Here is a 20722-nt window from a genome sequence, read left to right as displayed (position 1 = left end):
ATGGCCGACGAGCCCTGAGGGAGCCGCGTATATGCTGATGCTCCTCGCTGTGTTCCTCCTCGGGTCGCTGTTGATGCCCGTTCTGGTGCGCTGGCTCGGAGCTCAGGCTTTCGCCATCGCCGCCCTCGTCCCGGCCGCCGCCTTCGTGCATGCACTCGTCATGACGCCGCAGGTGCTCGACGGGCCGGTACCGTTCGAGTCGGTCGAGTGGATCCCCCAACTGGGTCTGAACCTCTCCATGAACATGGACGTGCTCGGCTGGGTGCTCACCCTGATCGTCACGGGCGTCGGGGCACTGGTTCTCCTCTACTGCCGTTGGTACTTCTACGAGGACTCGGCGGGCGTCGGACAGTTCGCCGGCGTGCTGTTGGGCTTCGCGGGCGCGATGTACGGACTGGTCCTGACCGATGACCTCGTGATCCTCGTCATGTTCTGGGAAGTCACGAGCATCCTCTCGTACCTCCTCATCGGTCACTACCGCCGCCGTGCCGCCAGCCGTCGTGCGGCGCTGCAGGCTCTGCTGGTGACGACGCTCGGTGGCCTCGTGATGTTCGTGGGCGTCGTGCTGCTCGTGGTCGACACCGGCACCTCGAGCATCCGCGAGATCCTCGTCATCGAGCCCAGCGGACCTCTCGTCGATGCTGCGATCGTCATGCTCCTGATCGGGGCGATCAGCAAGTCGGCACTGTTCCCCTTCCACTTCTGGCTCCCCGGTGCGATGGCCGCACCCACGCCGGTGAGCGCGTATCTGCACGCCGCCGCGATGGTGAAGGCCGGCATCTATCTGATCGCCCGGTTCGCGCCGATCTTCGCGTTCAGCACCACCTGGCGGCCGATCGTCATCACCCTGGGCATCATCACGATGCTGCTCGGGGGCATCCAGGCGTTGCGTGAGACCGACCTCAAGCGCATTCTCGCCTTCGGCACGGTCAGCCAGCTCGGCTTCTTCGCGATCGTCGTCGGCTACGGCACGCAGGCGGCGGCGCTCGCCGGTCTCGCCCTGGTCATCGGCCACGCGCTGTTCAAGTCGGCGCTCTTCCTGATCGTCGGCGTCATCGACCGTCAACTGTCCACCCGAGACATCAACGAGCTCTCCGGCGTCGGTCGGCAGGCACCCGTCATGGCGACCGCGGCATTCATCTCCGTGGCATCGATGGCGGGCATAGCGCCGACCATCGGCTTCGTCGCCAAGGAATCCACGCTCACCGCCCTCCTCGACGACGCACAAGGCGGATCCCCGTGGGGACTCGTCGCCCTCATCGGTATCGTCCTCGGATCCATGCTGACTGCGGCATATGGGGTGCGGTTCCTCTGGGGCGCGTTCTGGAAGAAGCGCGATGAGCAGGGCCAGCAACTCCCCGACACAGCCTGGCCCGACCCGCCGGTCGGCTTCCTCTCGGCCCCGATCATCCTCGCCGGCGTCACGCTCGCGGCGGGTATCGGCGCCCCCGCTCTCGACACGGCTCTGCAGGGGTACGCCCTCACCGCGACCCCGGGGCTCGACCATGCGGGCGAGGCCGTCGAGGGCCCCGGCCATCTCGCGCTGTGGCACGGCTTCGAGCCCGCACTGGGCATCTCGATCCTGTCGATCCTGCTCGGCATCGGGCTGTTCCTGGTCACCCGCAGGACCGGATGGGATCGCAAGCCGCGTATCCTGCGATTCACCGCGGCCGACGTCTACTACTTCGTCATGCGCGGCGTCGACCGGCTCTCGGTGCTCAGCACCACGCTCACCCAGCGGGGCTCGCTGCCGGTGTACGTCGGCACCATCTTCGTGGTGTTCGTCGCCGCCGAGGTCACGGCCCTCATCGCGAGCGACATCGATCGGTACAACCTGTCCCTCTGGCACACCCCGGCGCAGATCGTGGTCGCGCCGATCATGGCGATCGCCGGCATCTTCGCCGTCCGTGCGCAGAAGCGCTACACCGGCGTGGTGCTCGTCTCGGTCACCGGACTCGGCATGGTCGTGCTGTTCGCGACGAGCGGTGCACCCGACCTCGCGCTGACGCAGATCCTGGTCGAGACGGTCACGATGGTCACGTTCGCGCTGGTGCTCCGTCGCCTCCCCGCGCGGATGGGCGAGCACAACGCCTCGGTCGGGCGCATCCCCCGCGCGCTGCTGGCGATCGGCGTGGGCGTCACGATGGCCTTCGTCGCCGTCGTCGCCACCCAGTCGCGCATCGCCGACCCGATCTCGGAGGCGTTCCCGAAGCTCGCGTACGAGATCGGACACGGCAAGAACGTCGTCAACGTGGCGCTGGTCGACCTGCGCGGCTGGGACACCATGGGCGAGCTCTCGGTGCTCGTGCTCGCCGCGACCGGTGTGGCCTCCCTGGTGTTCGTCACGCACCGCGCCGACCTGCTCGCCGCCACCAAGAACCTTCCCCGGGCGACGCGCAAGGCCGCACGCAGCCGCCCGCTCGTCGAGACGACCGAGGGCATCCGATTCCAGACCTCGGAGAACGAGAGCAGCCCGCGGGCGTGGCTCGTCGGCGGTCAGAAGATGAAGCCCGAGAACAGGTCGATCCTGCTCGAGGTGATCGTCCGCATCCTGTTCCACACGATCATCGTGGTGTCGATCTTCCTGCTGTTCTCCGGCCACAATCTGCCGGGCGGCGGCTTCGCCGGCGGTCTCGTCGCGGGCATGGCACTCGTGATGCGCTACATCGCCGGCGGACGCTGGGAGCTGGGCGCCGCGGCCCCCACGGATGCGGGACGACTGCTCGGCACCGGCCTGATCCTCGCCGTCGGCACGGCGGTCGTTCCCCTGTTCTTCGGTCTCGCGCCCCTGACCAGCACCTTCTGGGAGTGGGAGATCCCCGGCATCGGACACATGGAGTTCGTCACCTCGACCATCTTCGACATCGGCGTGTACCTCGTCGTGATCGGGCTCGTCCTCGACGTGCTGCGCAGTCTGGGCGCCGAGGTCGACCGTCAGGCGGCGCTGCGCACCACACCGGGTCCTGAAGGATTCCTCTCCCGGGGCGGGAGGAGCAGCTGATGGACGTCTCCCTCACCCTGATCGTCATCATGGCCATCCTCTTCGCGTGCGGCGTGTACGCGATGCTGGAGCGCAGCCTGACCCGTGTGCTGATCGGCTTCCTGCTGCTCGGCAACGCCACGAACCTGCTGCTCCTGATCGTGATGGGCGTTCCCGGCAACGCGCCGTTCTTCGGGACGGAAGGGGAGATGAGCGACCCGCTTCCGCAGGCGCTCACCCTCACCGCCATCGTCATCACGTTCGCGGTCTCGGCTTTCCTGCTCGCCCTGATCTACCGCTCCTGGCAACTGGGTCAGGCCGACACGGTCGAGGACGACGAGGCCGACATCGCGCTCCGCGAGCGCACAGATGCGGACGAAGACCTCATGGACGACGAGTCCGAGACCGACGACGACGAGGCGACCACCGACTTCGTCGGCGTGCAGACCGCGCCGATCACGGTGCTGCACATGCGCGATCATCCCTCGATCCACGACGATGCTCCGTTCGACGCCCCGACCGGGTGGGGGAGCGAGCCCTCCGAACCGTCAGAACCCTCCGAACCGTCAGAATCCCCCGACGACGGCCGTGAACCGCGCCCGGACCAACCCCATGACCGCGACGAGAACGAGGAGGGCAAGCCATGACCGCCCTCGTCCCGCTCCTCGTCGCACTGCCTCTGCTGGGCGCCGCGGTCACCCTCGTCTTCGGTCGCAATGCACGCCTGCAGGTCGTCGTCACGGTGGCCACTCTGGCCGCGGTCTCGGTCATCGCCGCCGTGCTCCTGGTCGTGGTCGATTCCGGTGCTCCGCTGGCGGTATCGGTCGGCGGCTGGCCCGTGCCGTTCGGCATCGTGCTCTACGTCGACAGGCTCGCCGCCCTCCTCGTGCTCATCTCCAGCATCGTGCTGCTCGCGGTCCTGCTCTTCTCCATCGGCCAGGGTGCCGCAGACGGCACCGACGAGACGCCGATCTCGATCTTCAACCCGTCGTACCTGATCCTCGCGGCCGGCATCTTCAACGCCTTCATCGCGGGCGACCTGTTCAACCTCTACGTCGGCTTCGAGATCCTGCTCGTCGCGTCGTACGTGTTGATCACCCTCGGCAGCACCGAGTCCCGCATCCGTACCGGCGCGGTCTACATCGTGGTGTCGCTGGTCTCGTCGATCCTGTTCCTCGCGTCGATCGCGATGATCTACGGCGCACTCGGCACGGTCAACATGGCCCAGATCGCCGAGCGCATGTCGGAGCTCCCGCAGGAGACGCAGCTGGTGCTGCACCTGATGCTCGTGGTCGCCTTCGGCATCAAGGCCGCCATCTTCCCGGTGTCGTTCTGGCTGCCGGACTCGTACCCGACCGCACCGGCCCCGGTCACCGCCGTGTTCGCCGGCCTGCTCACGAAGGTCGGCGTGTACGCGCTGATCCGCACCGAGACCCAGCTCTTCGCCTCGAACAGCATCGACACGCTGCTCTTGATCATCGCGCTCGCGACCATGATCGTCGGAGTGCTCGGTGCCGTCGCACAGGCCGAGCTCAAGCGAATCCTGTCGTTCACACTGGTCAGCCACGTCGGCTACATGATCTTCGGCCTCGCGATAGCGACCCCCGCCGCGATCGGCGCCACGGTGTACTACATCGTGCACCACATCGTCGTGCAGACCACCCTGTTCCTCGCCGTCGGGCTCGTGGAACGTCGAGCCGGAAGCACCTCGATCCTGCGGGTCAAGGGGCTGCTGAAGGTCGCCCCCCTGATCGCCGTTCTCTATTTCGTCCCCGCGATCAACCTCGGCGGACTGCCGCCCTTCTCCGGCTTCATCGGCAAGTTCGCCCTCTTCGAGGCGGCGGCCTCGGTCGGTACACCGATCATGATCGTGCTGATCTTCGGCGGCATCGTCACGTCACTGCTGACCCTCTACGCCCTGATGCGCGCCTGGAACCTCGCCTTCTGGCGCGAAGAGGAGGACTCCACCGAGACCGAGGGACGCATCTCGTACCTCGGCAACGCGCCGGCGGCCGATGAACAGCAGGAGCGCCGTCGCATCCCGAAGATCATGACCGTGGCGACCGGCGGCATGGTCGCGGTCACGCTCGCGTTGACGATCTTCGCTGGTCCTCTCTACGCCCTCTGCGACCGCATCGGCGCCGCACTGCTGCAGCCGGTGAGCCTCGTGCAACTGGAAGAGGAGGTGGGCTGATGGCGCGCGACACCCGACGTCACCTCTGGCGCGACATTCGCGTGCAGCTGCCCTTCCTCGCCTGGCTCGTGGTGCTCTGGATGCTGCTGTGGGCGCAGTTCACGGTGCTGTCGTTCCTCACCGGACTCGTCGTCGCGATCTTCGTCACCCGCGTGTTCCGCCTGCCGACCGTCGCGCTCTCCGGCCGCATCAACCTCTGGTACGCCGCACTGTTCGTGGTGCAATTCCTGTTCGCGGTGCTGAGCGGTGCTCTCTCGGTCACGGTGCAGGTGTTCGACTTCCGTCGCCAGCCCGGCACGGCCATCATCGCGGTGCCGCTGCGGTATGCCGACGACCTGGTGATGACGCACGTCGCCGTCGTGTCGTCGCTGATCCCCGGGTCTCTCGTCGTGGAGACCGACCGCGACCGGCGGATCCTGTACCTGCACGTGATCGGGGTCCGGAATCTCGACGACGTGGAGAAGCAGCGCGCCGGCGTGCTCCGGTGGGAGCGACGCGTGGTGCGTGCGCTCGGCGACCCCGATCAATATCGTGCCCTCAAGGCCGACGAGCGCGCGGGCCTCGGAACGATGAAGGGCGGTGCCCGATGAACATCCTCCTGCTGCTGATCATGGTGGTGTTCGGCATCGCCGCTGTGCTCGCGCTGATCCGCATCGTGCGCGGACCGTCGATCCTCGACCGCGCCGTCGCCTCCGACGTGCTGCTCACCGAGGTGATGTGCGTGATCGGCGCCGAGATGGCGATCAACGGTCACACTCGCAACATCCCCGTGCTCTTGATCATCGCGGCGATCGGAGTGTTCGGGTCGATCGCCGTCGCCCGGTTCGTCGCGAGAAGGGACAACACGACACCATGAACGTGTTCGGTCTCATGATCCCGGATGCCGTCATCGACGTGGCGGTCCTGGTGCTCATCCTGCTCGGAGCGCTGCTGTGCCTGTCGGCGGCGGTCGGTCTGCTGCACTTCCGCGATGTGCCGTCGCGACTGCACGCGGCGACCAAGCCTCAGGTGCTCGGACTGCTGCTCATCTGCATCGCGATCGCGCTGTCGCAGCGGTCGGTCGGCGGCATCCTGATCGGGTTCGTGCTGGTCGCCCCGGTCGTGCTCATGCAGTTCGCCACGGCTCCGCTCTCGGCGCACATGGTCGGACGGCAGGCGTATCGCAACGGCACCATCGAGCAGCGCGGCCTCGTCGTCGACGAGCTCTCCGAGTCGAAGCAGACCCCGCCCGCTGCGGGCTGACATCGAGGCTGATCCTGCCCGGCTGCGTCGGGCGCTCCATGCCGGCACGCCGCGTCGCGCGGGCCGCTCATGAGGAGGGCCCGGGGCGTCAGAGGCGAGCAGTGAACTCGTGGATCAGGCGCGCCGCGGGTTCGGAGTCGCTGATCAGCGTGCCGTGACCGTGGTCGGGGATGACTTCGAGGTCGGCGCCGGGGATGGCGTCGATGATCTCGCGGCACCAGCTCATCGGAGCCAGCGGATCGCTTTCCCCGCGCAGCACGAGCACGGGGCACTGGATGCGCACGAAGGCGTCTTCGGGCTCGTGCACGATGGTCGCACGCATCTTCCGGAACAGGTGGGGGCCGCCGCGGAGGTACTCCCGGGCCCCGCGCCAGATGACCAGGGGGCGTTCGCCGATGAGGTCGGTGAGCAGATACCGCGCCTGCGCGCCGATGTTGCGCGCGGCCTTGTTCACGGTGGGGCCGGCGAGCACCACTCCCTCGACCAGGGACGGATGCCGCGCGGCGAGCTCGGCGGCGATCTGACTGCCCATCGAGTGCCCGATCACGACGACGGGGCCCGAGTCGACGTGCTGCAGGTAGGCCGCGACGAGGTCGGCATGCCGTTCCATGGTGAGCGTGCGGGTGGGCTCGGGCGCCTCGCCGAATCCGGGCAGATCGAGGGCGATGACCCTTCCCTCGAGACGTTGCACGATATCGAGATAGACGCTCCGCCCCATGCCGATGCCGTGCAGGAGCAGATACGTGTGCGGGCCCTCACCGAACGTCTCGGCGATGAGGGTCGCACCTGCGTGCTCGAACTCCAGGAGCGTGACGGGGGTGCCCTTGGGGGCGAGATAGGCGGATGGCACCCGTCAACGCTAGCGGAGCATCCTGGGGCGCTGCTTCAGATGCCCAGAGAGCCGTCGTTCAGCCGGCCGGGGTGAGCACCAGGGTGTTGACCGCCGCTGCCTTCACGGCCTTCGCCGAGTACGCCCACGGCTTCTGGATGCCCGCTGCCCAGTCCGCCGTCTGATCCGTGTAGTGCTCGTTGTACGCGTGACCCGAGGCGCCGGTGAGATGATTCCAGGTCGAGGCGTCGAAGTCGGAGAGGTCGACGACCATGCGCATCGACGGCACGGTCGTGGTGGCGTACGAGACCCCGAGCTCCCATCCGGTCGCGTTCACCACCGAGGCCCCTCCGCTGACCGGGAAAGGTCCACGGTTGAAGAGTGCTTCGATCGGCGCGATGCCCGAGGAGCCGAGGGTCTCACTGGTGAGGGTGATCGCGTGCAGGTCGCCCCAGTTCCAGCGTGAGACGGTCGTGCCCTGCAGAGCCGCGAGCTCGTCGTAGGCCTCTTCCGCCGACAGTGCCAGCATCTGCTCCATCCCGTCGACGTCGATCTGCGCGTTGACCCAGAGCGGGTCGGAAGGATCGGCCAGCATGTCGGAGACGACGGCGAAGAGCCGACCTTGGCCGTCGATGGGGAGCGGCTGAGCGCGCTCGGCGAAGATGTTCTGCACCAGGTTCGACCACAGCACGTTCGCGTAGGCCGCAGCCGCCGACGATGCGGAGTTCTGCCCGTCCCACCCCTGCAGCAGTTCGACGGCCGCGGTCGGGCCTGCACCGGACACGTCGACGTCGGCCATGGCGGTCGCCAGCTGGGTGCCGATCCACATCTCGTTGTCCATCTGGATCTCGCGCATGTCGTCGGCGGTCAGCGGTGCGACGGCCGCGCGTCGCTCGATGAGGTGTGCGATCCGGGCGGCGCGGTAGCCGTAGTCCCAGTCGCGCGAGAGGAAGTAGGCGTAGTCGTCGGTGACGATCGCGTTGTTCGCGGTCACGATGTAGCCCGAGGTGGGGTTGTACGAGACCGGCAGCTCCTCGAACGGGATGAACCCCGTCCAGTCGTAGCTGCTGTCCCACCCGGGCTGCGGCATCCATCCGTCGCCCGCGCCGCGGATCGGAAGGCGGCCGGGTGTCTGGTAGCCGATGTTGCCCTCGGTGTCGGCGTAGATGAGGTTCTGCGCCGGCACGTCGAAGAGCGAGGCCGCGTAGCGGAAGTCGTCGAAGTCCTGCGCGGTGGAGAGCGCGAAGATGGCCGTCGCCGCCGTACCGGGATCGAGCGCGGTCCACCGCAGACTCACGGCGTACTCGGCATCGTCGGAACCGGGGGGTGCGGACGCCGGGGCGATGGCTTCGGCGCCGAGGGCGGGTTCCGGGGCCCCCGCGATCGCCGTGAAGTCGTCCGTGAGTCCGGAGATGAGGGGCCCGTGGACGGTCGAGCGGATGGTCAGCTCGATGTCGTCGCCGCCCGCGACCTTGATCGTCTCGGTGCGCTCCTCGAGAGGCACCAGTGCTCCGTCGCGCCAGTACTGGTCGCCCTCGACGCGCTCGATGTAGAGGTCGGTGACATCGGTGGTGAGGTTCGTGAACCCCCAGGCGACCTTCTGGTTGTGGCCGATGACGATGCCGGGAAGGCCGGAGAACGAGAAGCCTCCCACGTCGAACGGGCACTCCTCGCTCACCGTCGAGCACTTCAACTGCACCTGGTACCAGACCGAGGGCAGCGAGGCCCCGAGGTGCGGATCGTTCGCGAGCAGGGGCATCCCGGTTTCGGTGAGGTCTCCGGAGACGACCCAGGAGTTCGAGCCGATGCCCTCGCCGACATCGCCGACCAGCACACTCGCCGCCTCGATCACGCTCGAGGTCTCCTCCCATTCGACGGTCGTCGATGCCTGCTGCGCCTCGCCGTCGGTCTCGGAGGTGGTGTAGGCCGCAGGCTCCGCATCGGTGCCGAGTGCGGGAACGGTCGAGATCTTGGGCACGATCACGGGGTTCTCGTCGAACGGGTAGTCGGGATAGAGCTTCGCCAGCAGGTCACCGGTGGCCGCGTCCTCTGCCCCGTCCGCGCCTGTGCTCAGCTCTGCGGCCAGCAGCGAGCGTTCGGTCTCGTCCTCGATGTTGCCGCGCAGGTCCCAGGCCATGGCCTTGAGCCAGGCGACGGAATCCGCGGGTTCCCACGGCTCGGGAGCGTAGTCGGGGTTCTGCAGTCCGATCACGGCGTACTCGAGCGACAGTTCGGCGCCGGAGCGCGAAGCCAGGTAGGCGTTCACGCCATCCGCATAGGCCTCGTAGTAGCCGCGCGTGGTGTCGTCCATCGCCTCGACCTCGGCCTCCGCGACCGTGCGCCATCCGAGCGTGCGGAGGAAGGCGTCGGTGCCGGCCTGCGACTCCCCGAACATCTCGGCGACGCGGCCGGCGGTCACATGGCGGCGGAAGTCCATCTCGAAGAACCGGTCCTGCGCGTGCACGAAGCCCTGCGCGTAGAACAGGTCGTCAGTCGAGTCGGCGGTGATCGTCGGGATACCGCGGTCGTCGCGCTGCACGGTGACCGCGGCCGCGAGCCCGTCGAGCTCGATCGATCCCTCGGTCTGCGGGAAGGAACGCTGGATGGTCCAGGTCACGAAGAACGCCGCAGCCACGGCGATCACCACGACGGCGGCCACGACGAGGAACGCGATGCGCCCGATGCGAACGCCCAGCGGGAGGCGGGAAGGGGCAGCGGACTCCTGCGAATCGGTCATCATCGTCGAGAACACTTTCGGGTAGAAAGGTGGAACTCAGTTCCACCGAGCCCCAGCGCGCGTTTCAGGGCCGCGCCTTCGCATCATATCCGCACCGGCGCTCGCCACGAGGCGTTCCACGACGAGCACCGGGTCGATCATCCGATCAGGCTCGGCTGCAGATCGCGCAGGGTGCGCCGATGTGTCATCCGCGTCACCCCGATCATCGCGAACAGCAGCGCGCCGACGAGCCACACGCCGAGCACGGCCAGATCCCCGCCGGCACGCGCGAAGTCGCCGCCGTACATCAGCTGTCGCATCGCATCGACGACGTAACCCAGCGGCAGCACGTGATGCAGGGCGGCGAGGGGAGCGGGCAGCGTCTGCCACGGGAACGTGCCGCCCGCGGTGACCAGTTGCAGCACCATCAGAACCAGGCCGAGGAACTGCCCGACCGATCCGAGCCAGACGTTCAGGGCGAGGATGATCGCCGCGAAGGTCGCCGACGCGAAGACCATGATGCCGAGCGTGCCGAGCGGATGGTCGAAGGTGAAGCCGAGCGTGATGGCGAGGATGCCCATCAACCCGAGCATCTGCACGGCACCGAGCATCGCCGGGGTCAGCCAGCCGGCCAGCGTGATGCGGATGGGGGAGTGCAGTGCGGTGATGGCGCGCCGGGAGATGGGCTTCACGATCAGGAAGAGGGCGTAGATGCCGATCCAGGCGGAGAGCGCGGCGAAGAAGGGGGCGAGTCCGGCACCGTAGTCCTCGGCGGAGGCGACCTTGTCGCTCGACACCTTGACCGGGTCGGCGATCGTGTCGGCCTGAAGCGAGCGCAGGTCGGGGGTGGAGGCGGGAATCGCGTCGACGCCCTGGGACAGCCCGTCGCGCAGCTCGGCCGTGCCGGAGGCGAGCGTGGCGAGTCCATCGCGCAGCTGAGAGGCACCGTCGTTCGCGGCGGAGGCACCCGTGGCGACCGCGCCGGCACCGGTGGCGAGCTCCGAGGCGCCCGAGGCGAGGGAGGCGGCACCGGCGGCGAGCTGATCGACCTTGCCGACCGCGGCCTGCACCTGAGTGTTCCCCTCCTGCAGGCGAGCGCCGAGCGGATCGAGCGTGGCGAGCACCTGGTCGATCTCGTCGGGCGTGAGGCCCTGCTGCGTCAGGGTGTTCGCGATGTCGGTGCGCACCTGCGGCAGGGCGTTCGCGGCCTGCTGCACCGCGGATCCTGCACGGTCGGCGACATCGGCGAGCTGACGGTTGCCCGCGCTCACCTGTTGTGCGCCGTTCGCGAGGCTCTGCGCCCCCGTGGCCAGTTGCGCCGTTCCGTCGGCGAGCTTCGCGGTGCCTTCGGCGAGCGTGGAGCTGCCGGAAGCGGCGGTGCCGGCGCCGTCGGTGAGCTGCGTGGCGCCGTCCGTCGCCGTGATCAGCTTGTCGCGCACGTCGCTGAGGCCGGTGAGCAGGCGCTCTGCGGCCTGGCTGCCGACCATCTGGGCGACCGAGCTGCGGATCTTCTCCACGGCCTGCGTGCCCATCGATGAAGCGAGGTAGTTGTTCGCGTCGTTGGTCTCGAGGTCGATGCGCGCCTGGTGCGGGTCGCTTCCCGCGGCTGAGGTGAGGGCGGAGGAGAAGTCGGCCGGGATCGTCACGGTGAAGTCCACAGTGCCGTGTTTCAGGGCTTCGGAGGCTTCGTCGGCCGACATCAGCTGCCAGTCGAAGGCGTTGCCCTTGATGAGGTTCTCGGCCACGTCCTCGCCGTAGTTCACGGTCTCACCGGTCGCGGGTTCGGTGCCGGTGGTGGGCGCGGGGGCGCCTTCGTCGTCGACCACGAGCGCGACAGGGACCTCGGGGAACTTCGCGTACGGATCCTGGTTCGCCCAGAGGTAGAGACCGCCGTAGAGGATCGGGACGCAGATCAACGCGACCAGGGCGATGATGCCCATACGGCTCGCGGTGAGTCGCCGCAGCTCGGCGGCGATCATGGCGGGAACCTTCATCGCGCATCTCCGTTCTCACTCGTGGCGGGTGTCTCGTCGGCGGCGGGAGACGCGGGCTCGTCGATCGCGAGCGGTTCGACAGGCCCGGAGGCGTTGATCGCGTCGAACTCCTGCATCCGCTCCAGGGCGATGGCTGCCGAGCCTCCGATGATCACGAGCATCGCGTAGCCGCGGTCCGCGAACTCGCTCGCGATGCGCCACCAGCCGTCGGGGCTTCCTCCGTGGCGGTCGGGCGACACGAGCACGATGCCCTCGACCCCGGATCGGAGCACCGCGAGTTCACACAGGATGCGCACGCGTGCGGCGGGATCGATGGAGCCGAACGGCACGCCGGCCAGCTCGGTGTAGCCGAGCCGCGCGAGCCAGCGTCGTGCGTGCAGCGGAGTGGCGCCGAGTCCGGCGAACATGAGCTCTTCCTCCACGACGCCGACGAGGGCGACGTCGGGGTGCGGGTCGCTGACGGCGGGGGCGTCGACCAGAGCCACGCGACGACGCAGTGCCTTCGGATCGTCGGCGGCGTCGATGCTCACGTGGCCGGTGTCGGGGCGCATGCGACCGCTCGCGATGAGTCCGAGCACCGTCGGTCGCTGCTCCGTCTCGGCCAGGGCGAAGCGCACCGAGCCGGTGTGGAACTCGAGCGAGATCGCCGGGAGTGCTTGGCCGTTGCGGCCCTTGCTCACGTCGTGCAGAGAGATTCTCATGCCCGGTCCTCCGGGGTGTTCGGGGGTTCCGTCGGGGCTGCCGCGGATGCGGCGAGGTCGGGGTGCGATGCGAGCAGGTCGTCCGCTTCGCGCCAGGAGAGTCCGGCGATGCTCAGCACCGTCCGCACGGCGAGGTCGGCGGCCCCCGAGCTGGCCGCATCCGTGCGGGAGATGACCGTGCGCGCCATCTCTTCGATGAGGCGAGCGAGGGTGGGGGCGGCGAGGTCGGTGCGGAAGCTGCCGTCGTCCTGTCCCCGGCGCACGAGCGCTGCCACAGTGCGGCGCAGGGGAGCGAGCGCGGTGGCGGTGTGTTCGACGTGCGTCTCATCGAGGGCGAGGGCGGCGGCCACCTGCACGTGCGCGGCTTCGTGCCAGAGGTGGGCGGCGAGGCGGGCGAGGGCGAGGCGGGCGTCGGTGTCGTCGATCGAGGCGGCGATGGCGTTGAACCGCTGCGCGCCGCTGGAGATGAGTTCGCGGATGAGGGCGTCGCGATCGTCGAAGTGTCCGTACAGGGTGCGTCGCGAGAGCCCGGCGCTGCGCGCGATGACGTCGACGGAGGCGTGCGGGTGCAGCGCCAGGGTCGCGCGGGCGGCGGAGAGGATGCCGGCGCGATTCTCGACGGCGTCGCGACGAGGTGCACGGGTGGTCATGAGTTCACGATAGGGATCATGCACATGAATGTGCAAGGTATGGCGTGCGGATTCGTGGAGAGCGCCCAGGCAGGCGTACAGCGCTGATCGAGGACTGCTGTGTTATGTTACGCGTTGCGCGCTGGCGCGCACGGGGGATCGCACCGGTTCCGGACACGGGGGTTGTTCGGTTCGCGCGTGCCGACCGTTTCGAGTGGTGGGGGACCCGCTGTGGTCGAGGGAGGGTGTGATTTGGCAGGCATCGATGTGGCGCTCGAGCGCAGGACGATGAGCGAGGACGTCTATCGGCGGTTGCGAGATGCGATCGTGGACGGTGAGTTGCGACCGGGGGAACGCCTTCGCGACACCGAGCTGGCGGAAGATCTGGGCACCTCCAAGACGCCCGTGCGTCATGCGCTGGCGCGACTGGCCGAGCAGGGTCTCGTCGAGATGCAGCGAAATCGCTTCACGCGCGTGGCGCCGCTCGACCTGGACCGGATCCGCGACGCGATCGCGCTGTTCGGCGACATCTGGATCGGATCGGTGCGGCATGCGATGCCGCTCGTCCGACAGGATGACGTCAGCTACCTCGTCGACCTGACGGAGGACATGTCCGACGCGGCGGTCGAGCGCGACGTCCTGGCCTACGGCGTGGCTCTGCGTGCCATCGCCATCGGCTTCGCTCGTCTCGAGGGCAATGCCACGCGGGCGTCCGTGATCGAGCTGCTCGGGCCGCAGATCCGGCGCTTCACGCAGCATGCCGCCGGCTGGTTCGATTGGGCCGCGAGCGAGCGATCCACCCTCGAGATCAGGGACGCCATCGTCTGCCGAGATGCGACGCAGGTGCGCGCGGCCCTCGTGACCCTGTTCGACGAGGTGCTTCCCGGCATCATCGACCGGACGGAGGTCGGAGACCGCTGAGGCAGGACGGGGACCGAATACACGATGCGCCGACACCCGAGGGTGCCGGCGCATCGGTGTCGGTCGATATGTCAGTCCGTGCCGGAGTCGAAGGCCGCGCCTTCGGACGCCGAGTCGACGGCGTCGGCCAGTGTCTCGTCGGCTTCGGAGATCGACCCGTGGACGGACTCGGTGATCTCGCTCGACTCGCCGGCGGTGACGCGGCCGACGAGCTCGCCGGTCGCACCGCCTACGAGACCGAGACCCGCGTACTGCTCGAGGCGTGCGCGGGAGTCGGCGATGTCGAGGTTGCGCATGGTGAGCTGGCCGATGCGGTCGACCGGGCCGAAGGCCGCATCGCCGACGCGCTCCATCGACAGCTTCTCGGGGCCGTAGGAGAGGTTCGGCGAGACGGTGTCGAGGATCGTCCAGTCGTCGCCGCGGCGCAGGCGGATCGTGACCGTGCCCGAGATGGTGAGCCCGACCCAGCGCTGGATCGACTCGCGCAGCATGAGCGACTGCGGCTCGAGCCAGCGGCCCTCGTACATCAGACGGCCGAGGCGGCGACCCTGTTCGTGGTAGGTCGCGAGGGTGTCTTCGTTCAGGATGCCGTTGACCAGGCGCTCGTAGGCGATGAACAACAGCGACATGGCCGGAGCTTCGTAGATGCCGCGCGACTTCGCCTCGATGATGCGGTTCTCGATCTGGTCGCTCATGCCGAGGCCGTGGCGACCGCCGATCGTGTTCGCCTCCATGACGAGGGCGACCGGGTCGGAGTACTCGACACCGTTGATGGCGACGGGGCGGCCGGCCTCGAACGTGACGGTGACGTCTTCGGTCTCGATCGCGACGGACGGGTCCCAGAACTTCACGCCCATGATCGGGTCGACGGTCTCGAGCGAGACGTCGAGGTGCTCGAGCGTCTTGGCCTCGTGCGTCGCGCCCCAGATGTTGGCGTCGGTCGAGTAGGCCTTCTCGGCGGAGTCACGGTACGGGAAATCGCGGGCGACGAGCCAGTCGCTCATCTCCTTGCGGCCGCCCAGCTCGGTGACGAAGTCGGCGTCGAGCCACGGCTTGTAGATGCGCAGGCGCGGGTTGGCGAGCAGGCCGTAGCGGTAGAACCGCTCGATGTCGTTGCCCTTGTAGGTGGAGCCGTCGCCCCAGATGTCGACGCCGTCCTCCTTCATGGCGCGCACCAGCATGGTGCCGGTGACCGCGCGGCCGAGGGGCGTCGTGTTGAAGTAGGTCTTGCCGCCGGAGCGGATGTGGAAGGCGCCGCAGGAGAGGGCGACGAAGCCCTCTTCGACCAGGGCGGTCTTGCAGTCGATCAGGCGCGAGGCCTCGGCGCCGTACTCGAGCGCGCGGCCGGGGATCGAGGCGATGTCGTCTTCGTCGTACTGGCCGAGGTCGCCGGTATACGTGAAGGGAACCGCGCCCTTCTCGCGCATCCACGCGACGGCGACGGAGGTGTCGAGTCCTCCGGAGAAGGCGATGCCGACGCGCTCGCCGACGGGCAGGGACTGGAGGACCTTGGACATGCTTCCCAGTCTATCGGCGGGCGGCGTGTCGCCCCGTGCTGCGTCAGATCACGCGCACATCGACGCCTAGCGCCGCATACGTTCCTATCGCGCGGCGATCGCATGTGACGAGCGTCACCCCGGCGGCCCTGGCGCACAACGCGACCAGGCCGTCGTAGACCGCTCCGCCGGCGATTCCAGCATCGGCGAGAACGTCGACGGCGGTGCGCGCGTCCTCTTCCGAGAGTGAGATCGATCGGGGGAATGCAGCCCGGATCGCGTTCGCCGCTGCCAGAGGGGTCAGGCGATTGGGGCCCGGCAGGCGCGTCAGCACGGAGTATGTCTCTGCTGAGGCGTGGCCGGCAAGGCCGAGGATTGCACCGGTGCAGGCGCTCTGGACCGCGATGTGCGCGGTGTTGTCTTCCACGAGGAGCGCGAGCGCCGCGCTCGTATCGAGGAGCAGGTCAGCGCTGGTCGGCAAGGCGCAACTCGCGGATGTCGTCGGGTGTGATCGCCATGCCGGACGACGCGACGACGAGACGCCCGTCCTTCTCGATGAGGTTGTCCGGGGCATCGATCTCGATGCGGATGCCGTTGCCGTCGAGGATGAGATCGATAGGACCAGGGATCAATCCGACGCGCTCGCGGAGCGCAGCGGGGATGACGATCCGTCCTGCCTTGTCCATGGTTGCCTTCATGCCATGAGAATACCATTCGAATGGCACAGAACGGGGGGCGAGGCGGGTGCTTCATATCGGTGTCCTCGTTCAGGATCCGCCGCTACATTGTGGCCATGCAGAGAGCAAGGTCGCGTGGATGGTGGTTGATTGCGGGAGGTGCGCTTCTCGCCGCGATACTGGTCGTGCTTCTCGTCCTGGCGGTCCAAGCCTTCCGCAGGTCGACGCTCGCGCGGCAGGACATGGCGGCGCACCTGTCGTTCCCCGCGACGTATCACGGCTTCGAAGAGGCCTCGGAACTCGCAGGTTTCACACTCAAGGAAGACGGATCAGCGGAGGTCTCGGCGCTGATGCTCGGCACCGAGGAACGGGAACTCGACGACGGGCGGGTGTGCCTCGATGGCGACGTGACCCCGGTCGTCGGGAAGGCCAGCTGGCGGACGGACGATGCGGGGTGGGTCGTCATCGAGGCGGGTGAACGGCAGACGCGCCTGAGCCAGGACGATCCGATGCTCATGGGCTGGGGTTGGGGCAAGGTTTATGTCCTGACGCCCTGCACCGAGGAGTACACGGCGACGTTCATCACCCCGAACGCCGACTACTCCGACTGAACGACATCTTCATGGCGTGCCAGGCGCAGTGGGGAGAAGAGCACGATCAGTGCAGCCACGACGAACACCACCACGCCGACCGAACGCGAAGGCGGTCACGGCGCCCGTGAACGCGCCGAGCGTCGACGATGACCAGAAGAGTGCGAAAGCAGGGATGCGCAGAACCTCGACCGGCCTGTCGCTCATCGCCGCCTCGCTGGGTCGCCCGCCGCTCCCGCTGTGGTCATCCTATTAGCGCCCCTTTCTGGAGACGGGTGGGTCGACCCGGATGGCGGGCTCGGAGGTGGGAGAGTAGGCGCACGGAGGTCGGACATGGGCGAAGCAGTCCTGTGGGGTGTGGTCGCGGCGGCGCCGCTGTTCATCGGTGCGGTGCTCGCACTGCTGCGCACGTGGCCGCCGCGCTGGCTCGGCATCGTGCTGGGCTTCGGCGCCGGCGCGCTCATGGCGTCGATCGCCTTCGAGCTGTGGGAGGAGGGGCTCGATCTCGCCGGTCCTGTCCCCCTCGTGGTCGGTGTCGCGGCGGGAGCGATCAGCTACTACATCGCCGACCGCATCCTCGACGCCAGGGCCGCGAAGACCAAGGAGCAGGCGGGCGGGGGGCAGCTCGCCGTCGGCGCTCTGCTCGACGGCATCCCGGAGCAGCTGGTGCTCGGCATCGGTCTCGCCTCCGGGGAACCGGTCAGCATCGCGCTCGTGGTCGCCATCCTGGTCTCGAACCTGCCCGAATCGATCGGCTCGGCTGCCGACCTGCTCGAAGGCGGCATGGCGAAATCGCGGGTGCTGCTGCTCTGGGCGGGTGTCGCGGTGCTCTGCGCGGCCGCGACTGTCGCGGGCTTCGGTCTCGCGAGCATCACCGGCGATGAGTTCCGTTCGGCGGCGAGTGGTTTCGCCGCCGGCGCCCTGCTCGTGATGCTGGTCGATTCGATGATCCCCGAGGCGCAGTCCAAAGCCAAGGAATCGACGGGACTCGCGACCGTGCTGGGCTTCGCGCTCGCCGCCGGCCTGGCCCTCGCATCCTGAGCGACGACGGAGATCACCCGGAGACGGCGCTCAGTCCGCGCCGCGGAACTGGTCCCGTCGCACGGTACGGCCGGTGATGCTCTCGATGCGGAACGACAGCGGAAGGCTCCGATCCTCCCCCGCCCACGGATGCACGCGCGCGGCATCACCGGCCGCTTCGTCGTCGGGGACCCGCGAGAGGGGACCATGCAGCAGCACGCTCCATGCCGTGTTGCCGAGGGGGTCGTGGTAGTCCACCTCGAACGCGACCGGGAGCGGCTCAGAGGTCAGGGCGGCCAACACGCCGTCCGGCGCGGTGCGAAGAAGCAGGTCGTGACCGGAGACCGCGAAGTTCACGGGAAGGATCTGCACCCGGTCCTCATGGACGAAGCCGATCCGGCCGATCGTGGTGGTGGACAGCAGTTCGTAGGACTGCTGCTCGTCGAGTGCTCGAATCATGCGCGCATCCCTTCCTTTTGGCGCCAGGCTATCCAGCGCGACACGCGCCATCAAGGGAGTCGTGCGACGCCGGAGCGGAACAGCCCGCCATCCGGCGGATCGGAGGCGTCGGATCCGCCCGCGCTGGCGGGTTACTCTCGGGAGCGGCGTGCGGGAGGCTGGCGGAACACCGCCGCGATGGTGGCCGAGGACAAAGGAGTTCCGATGACTGACACGACCCTGGCGCGACCGCCGTTCGATCCCGAGCTCGAGGCTGCTCTCGCTCTCGTCGGCGACCAGCTGCCGTCGACCCTGACGCCCGAGATGATCCCGCTGATGCGCCAGTCGCCGGTGAGCGGCGACCAGGAGATCTTCACCGTGCTCGACGACCGCGGCTTCACACGCCGTGACGTCACGATCGCCGGATACGACGGAGGCGAGATCGTCCTGTCCGTGATCGAGAAGGAGGGCCGGACCGGCACCGGTCCGGGCTTCTTCCACACCCACGGTGGCGGCATGATCATCGGCAACCGCTGGCTCGGTGTGGTCGGCTTCCTCGACTGGGCGGAGCGCTACGACGGCGTGATCGTCACGGTCGAGTATCGGCTCGCCCCCGAGTTCCCCGACCCTTATCCGGTGGAGGATTGCTACGCGGGTCTGCTGTGGACCGCCGAGCATGCCGAGGAGCTCGGGATCGACCTGTCGCGCCTGCTGATCGGCGGCGGCAGCGCCGGGGGAGGCCTGGCTGCGGGCACCGCGCTGCTCGCCCGTGACCGGAAGGGCCCCGAGCTGATCGGCCAGCTGCTCATCTACCCGATGCTCGACGACCGAGACGAGTCGGTGTCCACCCGGCAGATCGACGGGATCGGGGTCTGGGATCGCGGGTCGAACGTGACCGGATGGACGGCGTTGCTCGGCGACCGCAAGGGTACCGACGACGTCTCGATCTATGCCGCTCCCGCGCGGGCGACCGATCTGAGCGGACTGCCCCCGGCGTTCATCGATTGCGGCAGCGCAGAGGTGTTCCGCGACGAGGATGTCGCCTATGCCACGAAGCTCTGGGAAGCCGGGGTCCAGGCCGAGCTGCACGTGTGGGCCGGCGGCTTCCACGGCTTCGACATGTTCGCCCCGCACGCCGCCGTCGCTCAGGCCATGCTCGCCGCGCGGGACAACTGGGTGAACCGCCTGCTCTCCTGAGTCCGGATTCCACCCTCCGGGGCCGCGCGCCGACCCCGTAGGGTGGAATCCCCGCGCGATGGAGCCGACATGCAAGATCTGCTGGGGCGTCTCACCGCCCTCGACCCGGATGCCAGCGAGACGCTCAAAGTCGTCAGCTACTTCGATGCCCTCGTCGCCCGCTCCGTGGGTGTGGAGAGCATGCTGCGGGGTGCGGCGGTGCTGAGCGGTGCGACCGTCGGCCAGCGCGACGGCCGGCACATCGTGCGCGTGCGGGCAGATGGGGTGCGCATCGATCCCGTCGAGCCGTCCCCCTCCTGGCCCGTCCGGGAGAGCGGGCCGGATGCCGTCGCCTGGATCGAGCGGGAGGGCGATGCGCATTCGAACGACGCGATGATCCTGGAGCGGCTCAGCCTCGCCCTCGGCATCATCCGGGCGCGACGCACGGTCGGCCCCGAGAGCGCGGTCGAACTCGCCATCAGTTCCTACGCCGGTGCCGAGGAGCGGGCGGCTGCGCTGCCGCGGCTCCGGCTCTCCGCGAGCATGCTGCGACTGGTCGCGTCACCCCCGGAGCCCGCACCGTTGCCGACGCACCCCTCGGCTGTGGTCGCCACCCGGCACGGACTCACGCGCGCGACGATCATCGACGCGCAGACGGACGTGCGGGAAGTCTGGCCCGAGACCGCTGCTCTGCGGTTGGGCGTCGGTCTCGCCGGACCGGGAGACCAGCTTCCCCAGTCGTGGGCATCGGCTCTCGTCGCCGTGCTTCTGACGAGTCCGGGCGAGCCGGTGGTCGATGCGGCCGACCTCGGAGCGCTGCTTCTCATCGCCGACGCCGCAGAGTCGAGCCCGTTGCACCCGGATGCCGCCGCGCTCGCGGCCCTCGACGCCCGTAGTCGGGAGCTTCTCGACGCGGTCGCCGAAGAGCAGAGCGTGCGCGCCGCCGCCACGCGTCTCGGCCGCCATCATTCCAGCGTGCAGGAGCGTCTGACGGTGCTGGTGGAGACTCTGGGCTACGACCCGCGCACCTCCCGCGGCCACGCCCGCTACGTGCTGGCCCGGATGCTGCTGACGCTCGGCCCCTGACGCGCGTCGGCCCACGGCCCCGGCAGGGCTCCG

The 20722-nt window shown here is 68.6% G+C and carries 20 protein-coding genes; 11 read left to right on the top strand and 9 right to left on the bottom strand.

Translation table 11 applies throughout. The features are described 5' to 3' along the window. The first annotated feature begins 31 nt into the window (after window positions 1-31). The 6 genes from ACLFA2_RS08440 to mnhG are packed head-to-tail and all read left to right on the top strand — an operon-like array spanning window position 32 to window position 6416. The gene (locus ACLFA2_RS08440) at window positions 32-3001 is read left to right on the top strand and encodes a Na+/H+ antiporter subunit A (protein WP_426622394.1); all 2970 of its coding nucleotides are present in this window, start codon (window positions 32-34) and stop codon (window positions 2999-3001) included. Then, a complete protein-coding gene (locus ACLFA2_RS08435) occupies window positions 3001-3627 on the top strand; it encodes a Na(+)/H(+) antiporter subunit C (RefSeq protein ID WP_167254912.1) in 627 nt (208 codons plus the stop codon). The genes ACLFA2_RS08440 and ACLFA2_RS08435 overlap by 1 nt, the downstream gene beginning before the upstream one ends. After that, window positions 3624-5174, top strand: coding sequence for a Na+/H+ antiporter subunit D (locus tag ACLFA2_RS08430; protein ID WP_021200075.1), 1551 nt, complete (start codon window positions 3624-3626; stop codon window positions 5172-5174). Before ACLFA2_RS08435 ends, ACLFA2_RS08430 begins: the two co-directional genes overlap by 4 nt. Next, entirely contained in the window at window positions 5174-5764 is a 591-nt protein-coding gene (locus tag ACLFA2_RS08425) for a Na+/H+ antiporter subunit E (protein WP_021200076.1), read from the top strand. Before ACLFA2_RS08430 ends, ACLFA2_RS08425 begins: the two co-directional genes overlap by 1 nt. Further along, entirely contained in the window at window positions 5761-6030 is a 270-nt protein-coding gene (locus ACLFA2_RS08420) for a monovalent cation/H+ antiporter complex subunit F (RefSeq protein ID WP_021200077.1), read from the top strand. Before ACLFA2_RS08425 ends, ACLFA2_RS08420 begins: the two co-directional genes overlap by 4 nt. Continuing rightward, window positions 6027-6416 (top strand): monovalent cation/H(+) antiporter subunit G, encoded by a 390-nt coding sequence (gene mnhG, locus ACLFA2_RS08415; RefSeq protein WP_021200078.1) that lies wholly within the window; start codon window positions 6027-6029, stop codon window positions 6414-6416. Before ACLFA2_RS08420 ends, mnhG begins: the two co-directional genes overlap by 4 nt. An 88-nt stretch (window positions 6417-6504) precedes the next feature. Here mnhG and ACLFA2_RS08410 read toward each other — a convergent pair whose 3' ends face one another. The 5 genes from ACLFA2_RS08410 to ACLFA2_RS08390 all read right to left on the bottom strand — a co-directional run bounded on the left by ACLFA2_RS08410 (window position 6505) and on the right by ACLFA2_RS08390 (window position 13306). Continuing rightward, window positions 6505-7266: an alpha/beta fold hydrolase gene (locus ACLFA2_RS08410; RefSeq protein WP_021200079.1), complete on the bottom strand. Its 762-nt coding sequence runs from the start codon at window positions 7264-7266 to the stop codon at window positions 6505-6507. 58 nt (window positions 7267-7324) lie between these two features. Then, window positions 7325-9982 (bottom strand): penicillin acylase family protein, encoded by a 2658-nt coding sequence (locus tag ACLFA2_RS08405; protein WP_426622393.1) that lies wholly within the window; start codon window positions 9980-9982, stop codon window positions 7325-7327. A gap of 137 nt (window positions 9983-10119) precedes the next feature. Next, a complete protein-coding gene (locus ACLFA2_RS08400) occupies window positions 10120-11955 on the bottom strand; it encodes a YhgE/Pip family protein (RefSeq protein ID WP_426622392.1) in 1836 nt (611 codons plus the stop codon). Next, on the bottom strand, window positions 11952-12656 hold the full coding sequence (locus ACLFA2_RS08395; RefSeq protein WP_426622391.1) for a hypothetical protein: 705 nt from the start codon (window positions 12654-12656) through the stop codon (window positions 11952-11954). Before ACLFA2_RS08395 ends, ACLFA2_RS08400 begins: the two co-directional genes overlap by 4 nt. Next, window positions 12653-13306 (bottom strand): TetR/AcrR family transcriptional regulator, encoded by a 654-nt coding sequence (locus ACLFA2_RS08390; RefSeq protein WP_426622390.1) that lies wholly within the window; start codon window positions 13304-13306, stop codon window positions 12653-12655. Before ACLFA2_RS08390 ends, ACLFA2_RS08395 begins: the two co-directional genes overlap by 4 nt. Window positions 13307-13537: 231 nt before the next feature. On the opposite strand from ACLFA2_RS08390, the gene ACLFA2_RS08385 reads away from it, so the two are divergent. Continuing rightward, window positions 13538-14206 carry a GntR family transcriptional regulator gene (locus ACLFA2_RS08385; protein WP_297557132.1) on the top strand — a complete coding sequence of 223 codons (669 nt, stop codon included), beginning with the start codon at window positions 13538-13540 and terminating at the stop codon, window positions 14204-14206. Window positions 14207-14277: 71 nt separating this feature from the next. Here the strand turns inward: ACLFA2_RS08385 and argG are convergent, their stop codons facing one another. From argG to ACLFA2_RS08370, 3 genes are read right to left on the bottom strand one after another with little or no spacing between them, the layout of a single operon-like run. Beyond that, the gene (gene argG, locus ACLFA2_RS08380; RefSeq protein ID WP_021200085.1) at window positions 14278-15723 is read right to left on the bottom strand and encodes an argininosuccinate synthase; all 1446 of its coding nucleotides are present in this window, start codon (window positions 15721-15723) and stop codon (window positions 14278-14280) included. Window positions 15724-15766: 43 nt separating this feature from the next. Continuing rightward, on the bottom strand, window positions 15767-16183 hold the full coding sequence (locus ACLFA2_RS08375; protein WP_021200086.1) for a PIN domain-containing protein: 417 nt from the start codon (window positions 16181-16183) through the stop codon (window positions 15767-15769). Then, entirely contained in the window at window positions 16167-16400 is a 234-nt protein-coding gene (locus tag ACLFA2_RS08370; protein ID WP_029260826.1) for an AbrB/MazE/SpoVT family DNA-binding domain-containing protein, read from the bottom strand. The genes ACLFA2_RS08375 and ACLFA2_RS08370 overlap by 17 nt, the downstream gene beginning before the upstream one ends. A gap of 95 nt (window positions 16401-16495) precedes the next feature. Here ACLFA2_RS08370 and ACLFA2_RS08365 point away from each other — a divergent pair, with 95 nt between their 5' ends. Together ACLFA2_RS08365 and ACLFA2_RS08360 are read left to right on the top strand one after the other, a co-directional pair. Then, window positions 16496-16990, top strand: coding sequence for a hypothetical protein (locus ACLFA2_RS08365; RefSeq protein WP_426622389.1), 495 nt, complete (start codon window positions 16496-16498; stop codon window positions 16988-16990). A 312-nt stretch (window positions 16991-17302) separates the two neighbouring features. Continuing rightward, a complete protein-coding gene (locus ACLFA2_RS08360; protein WP_021200090.1) occupies window positions 17303-18010 on the top strand; it encodes a ZIP family metal transporter in 708 nt (235 codons plus the stop codon). A 30-nt stretch (window positions 18011-18040) separates the two neighbouring features. Here ACLFA2_RS08360 and ACLFA2_RS08355 read toward each other — a convergent pair whose 3' ends face one another. Next, window positions 18041-18448, bottom strand: coding sequence for a pyridoxamine 5'-phosphate oxidase family protein (locus ACLFA2_RS08355; RefSeq protein ID WP_021200091.1), 408 nt, complete (start codon window positions 18446-18448; stop codon window positions 18041-18043). A gap of 204 nt (window positions 18449-18652) precedes the next feature. Here ACLFA2_RS08355 and ACLFA2_RS08350 point away from each other — a divergent pair, with 204 nt between their 5' ends. Continuing rightward, complete coding sequence (locus ACLFA2_RS08350; RefSeq protein ID WP_021200092.1) at window positions 18653-19624, top strand: alpha/beta hydrolase; 972 nt, start codon at window positions 18653-18655, stop codon at window positions 19622-19624. 69 nt (window positions 19625-19693) lie between these two features. After that, window positions 19694-20689, top strand: a complete 996-nt coding sequence (locus ACLFA2_RS08345; protein WP_426622388.1) for a hypothetical protein — start codon at window positions 19694-19696, stop codon at window positions 20687-20689. Window positions 20690-20722 lie beyond the last annotated feature (33 nt).

Origin of the sequence: Microbacterium sp. As-52, assembly GCF_049949185.1 — a bacterium.
Taxonomy (GTDB): domain Bacteria; phylum Actinomycetota; class Actinomycetes; order Actinomycetales; family Microbacteriaceae; genus Microbacterium; species Microbacterium maritypicum_A.
This window is presented reverse-complemented; position numbering and strand designations above follow the sequence as displayed.

What these genes read in the sequence shown, in the direction of transcription:
- ACLFA2_RS08440 (WP_426622394.1), top strand. Translation starts at nt 32, where the DNA reads ATGCTGATGCTCCTCGCTGTGTTCCTCCTCGGGTCGCTGTTGATGCCC.
- ACLFA2_RS08435 (WP_167254912.1), top strand. Translation starts at nt 3,001, where the DNA reads ATGGACGTCTCCCTCACCCTGATCGTCATCATGGCCATCCTCTTCGCG.
- ACLFA2_RS08430 (WP_021200075.1), top strand. Translation starts at nt 3,624, where the DNA reads ATGACCGCCCTCGTCCCGCTCCTCGTCGCACTGCCTCTGCTGGGCGCC.
- ACLFA2_RS08425 (WP_021200076.1), top strand. Translation starts at nt 5,174, where the DNA reads ATGGCGCGCGACACCCGACGTCACCTCTGGCGCGACATTCGCGTGCAG.
- ACLFA2_RS08420 (WP_021200077.1), top strand. Translation starts at nt 5,761, where the DNA reads ATGAACATCCTCCTGCTGCTGATCATGGTGGTGTTCGGCATCGCCGCT.
- mnhG (WP_021200078.1), top strand. Translation starts at nt 6,027, where the DNA reads ATGAACGTGTTCGGTCTCATGATCCCGGATGCCGTCATCGACGTGGCG.
- ACLFA2_RS08405 (WP_426622393.1), bottom strand. Translation starts at nt 9,982, where the DNA reads ATGACCGATTCGCAGGAGTCCGCTGCCCCTTCCCGCCTCCCGCTGGGC.
- ACLFA2_RS08400 (WP_426622392.1), bottom strand. Translation starts at nt 11,955, where the DNA reads ATGAAGGTTCCCGCCATGATCGCCGCCGAGCTGCGGCGACTCACCGCG.
- ACLFA2_RS08395 (WP_426622391.1), bottom strand. Translation starts at nt 12,656, where the DNA reads ATGAGAATCTCTCTGCACGACGTGAGCAAGGGCCGCAACGGCCAAGCA.
- ACLFA2_RS08390 (WP_426622390.1), bottom strand. Translation starts at nt 13,306, where the DNA reads ATGACCACCCGTGCACCTCGTCGCGACGCCGTCGAGAATCGCGCCGGC.
- argG (WP_021200085.1), bottom strand. Translation starts at nt 15,723, where the DNA reads ATGTCCAAGGTCCTCCAGTCCCTGCCCGTCGGCGAGCGCGTCGGCATC.
- ACLFA2_RS08370 (WP_029260826.1), bottom strand. Translation starts at nt 16,400, where the DNA reads ATGAAGGCAACCATGGACAAGGCAGGACGGATCGTCATCCCCGCTGCG.
- ACLFA2_RS08365 (WP_426622389.1), top strand. Translation starts at nt 16,496, where the DNA reads ATGCAGAGAGCAAGGTCGCGTGGATGGTGGTTGATTGCGGGAGGTGCG.
- ACLFA2_RS08360 (WP_021200090.1), top strand. Translation starts at nt 17,303, where the DNA reads ATGGGCGAAGCAGTCCTGTGGGGTGTGGTCGCGGCGGCGCCGCTGTTC.
- ACLFA2_RS08355 (WP_021200091.1), bottom strand. Translation starts at nt 18,448, where the DNA reads ATGATTCGAGCACTCGACGAGCAGCAGTCCTACGAACTGCTGTCCACC.
- ACLFA2_RS08350 (WP_021200092.1), top strand. Translation starts at nt 18,653, where the DNA reads ATGACTGACACGACCCTGGCGCGACCGCCGTTCGATCCCGAGCTCGAG.
- ACLFA2_RS08345 (WP_426622388.1), top strand. Translation starts at nt 19,694, where the DNA reads ATGCAAGATCTGCTGGGGCGTCTCACCGCCCTCGACCCGGATGCCAGC.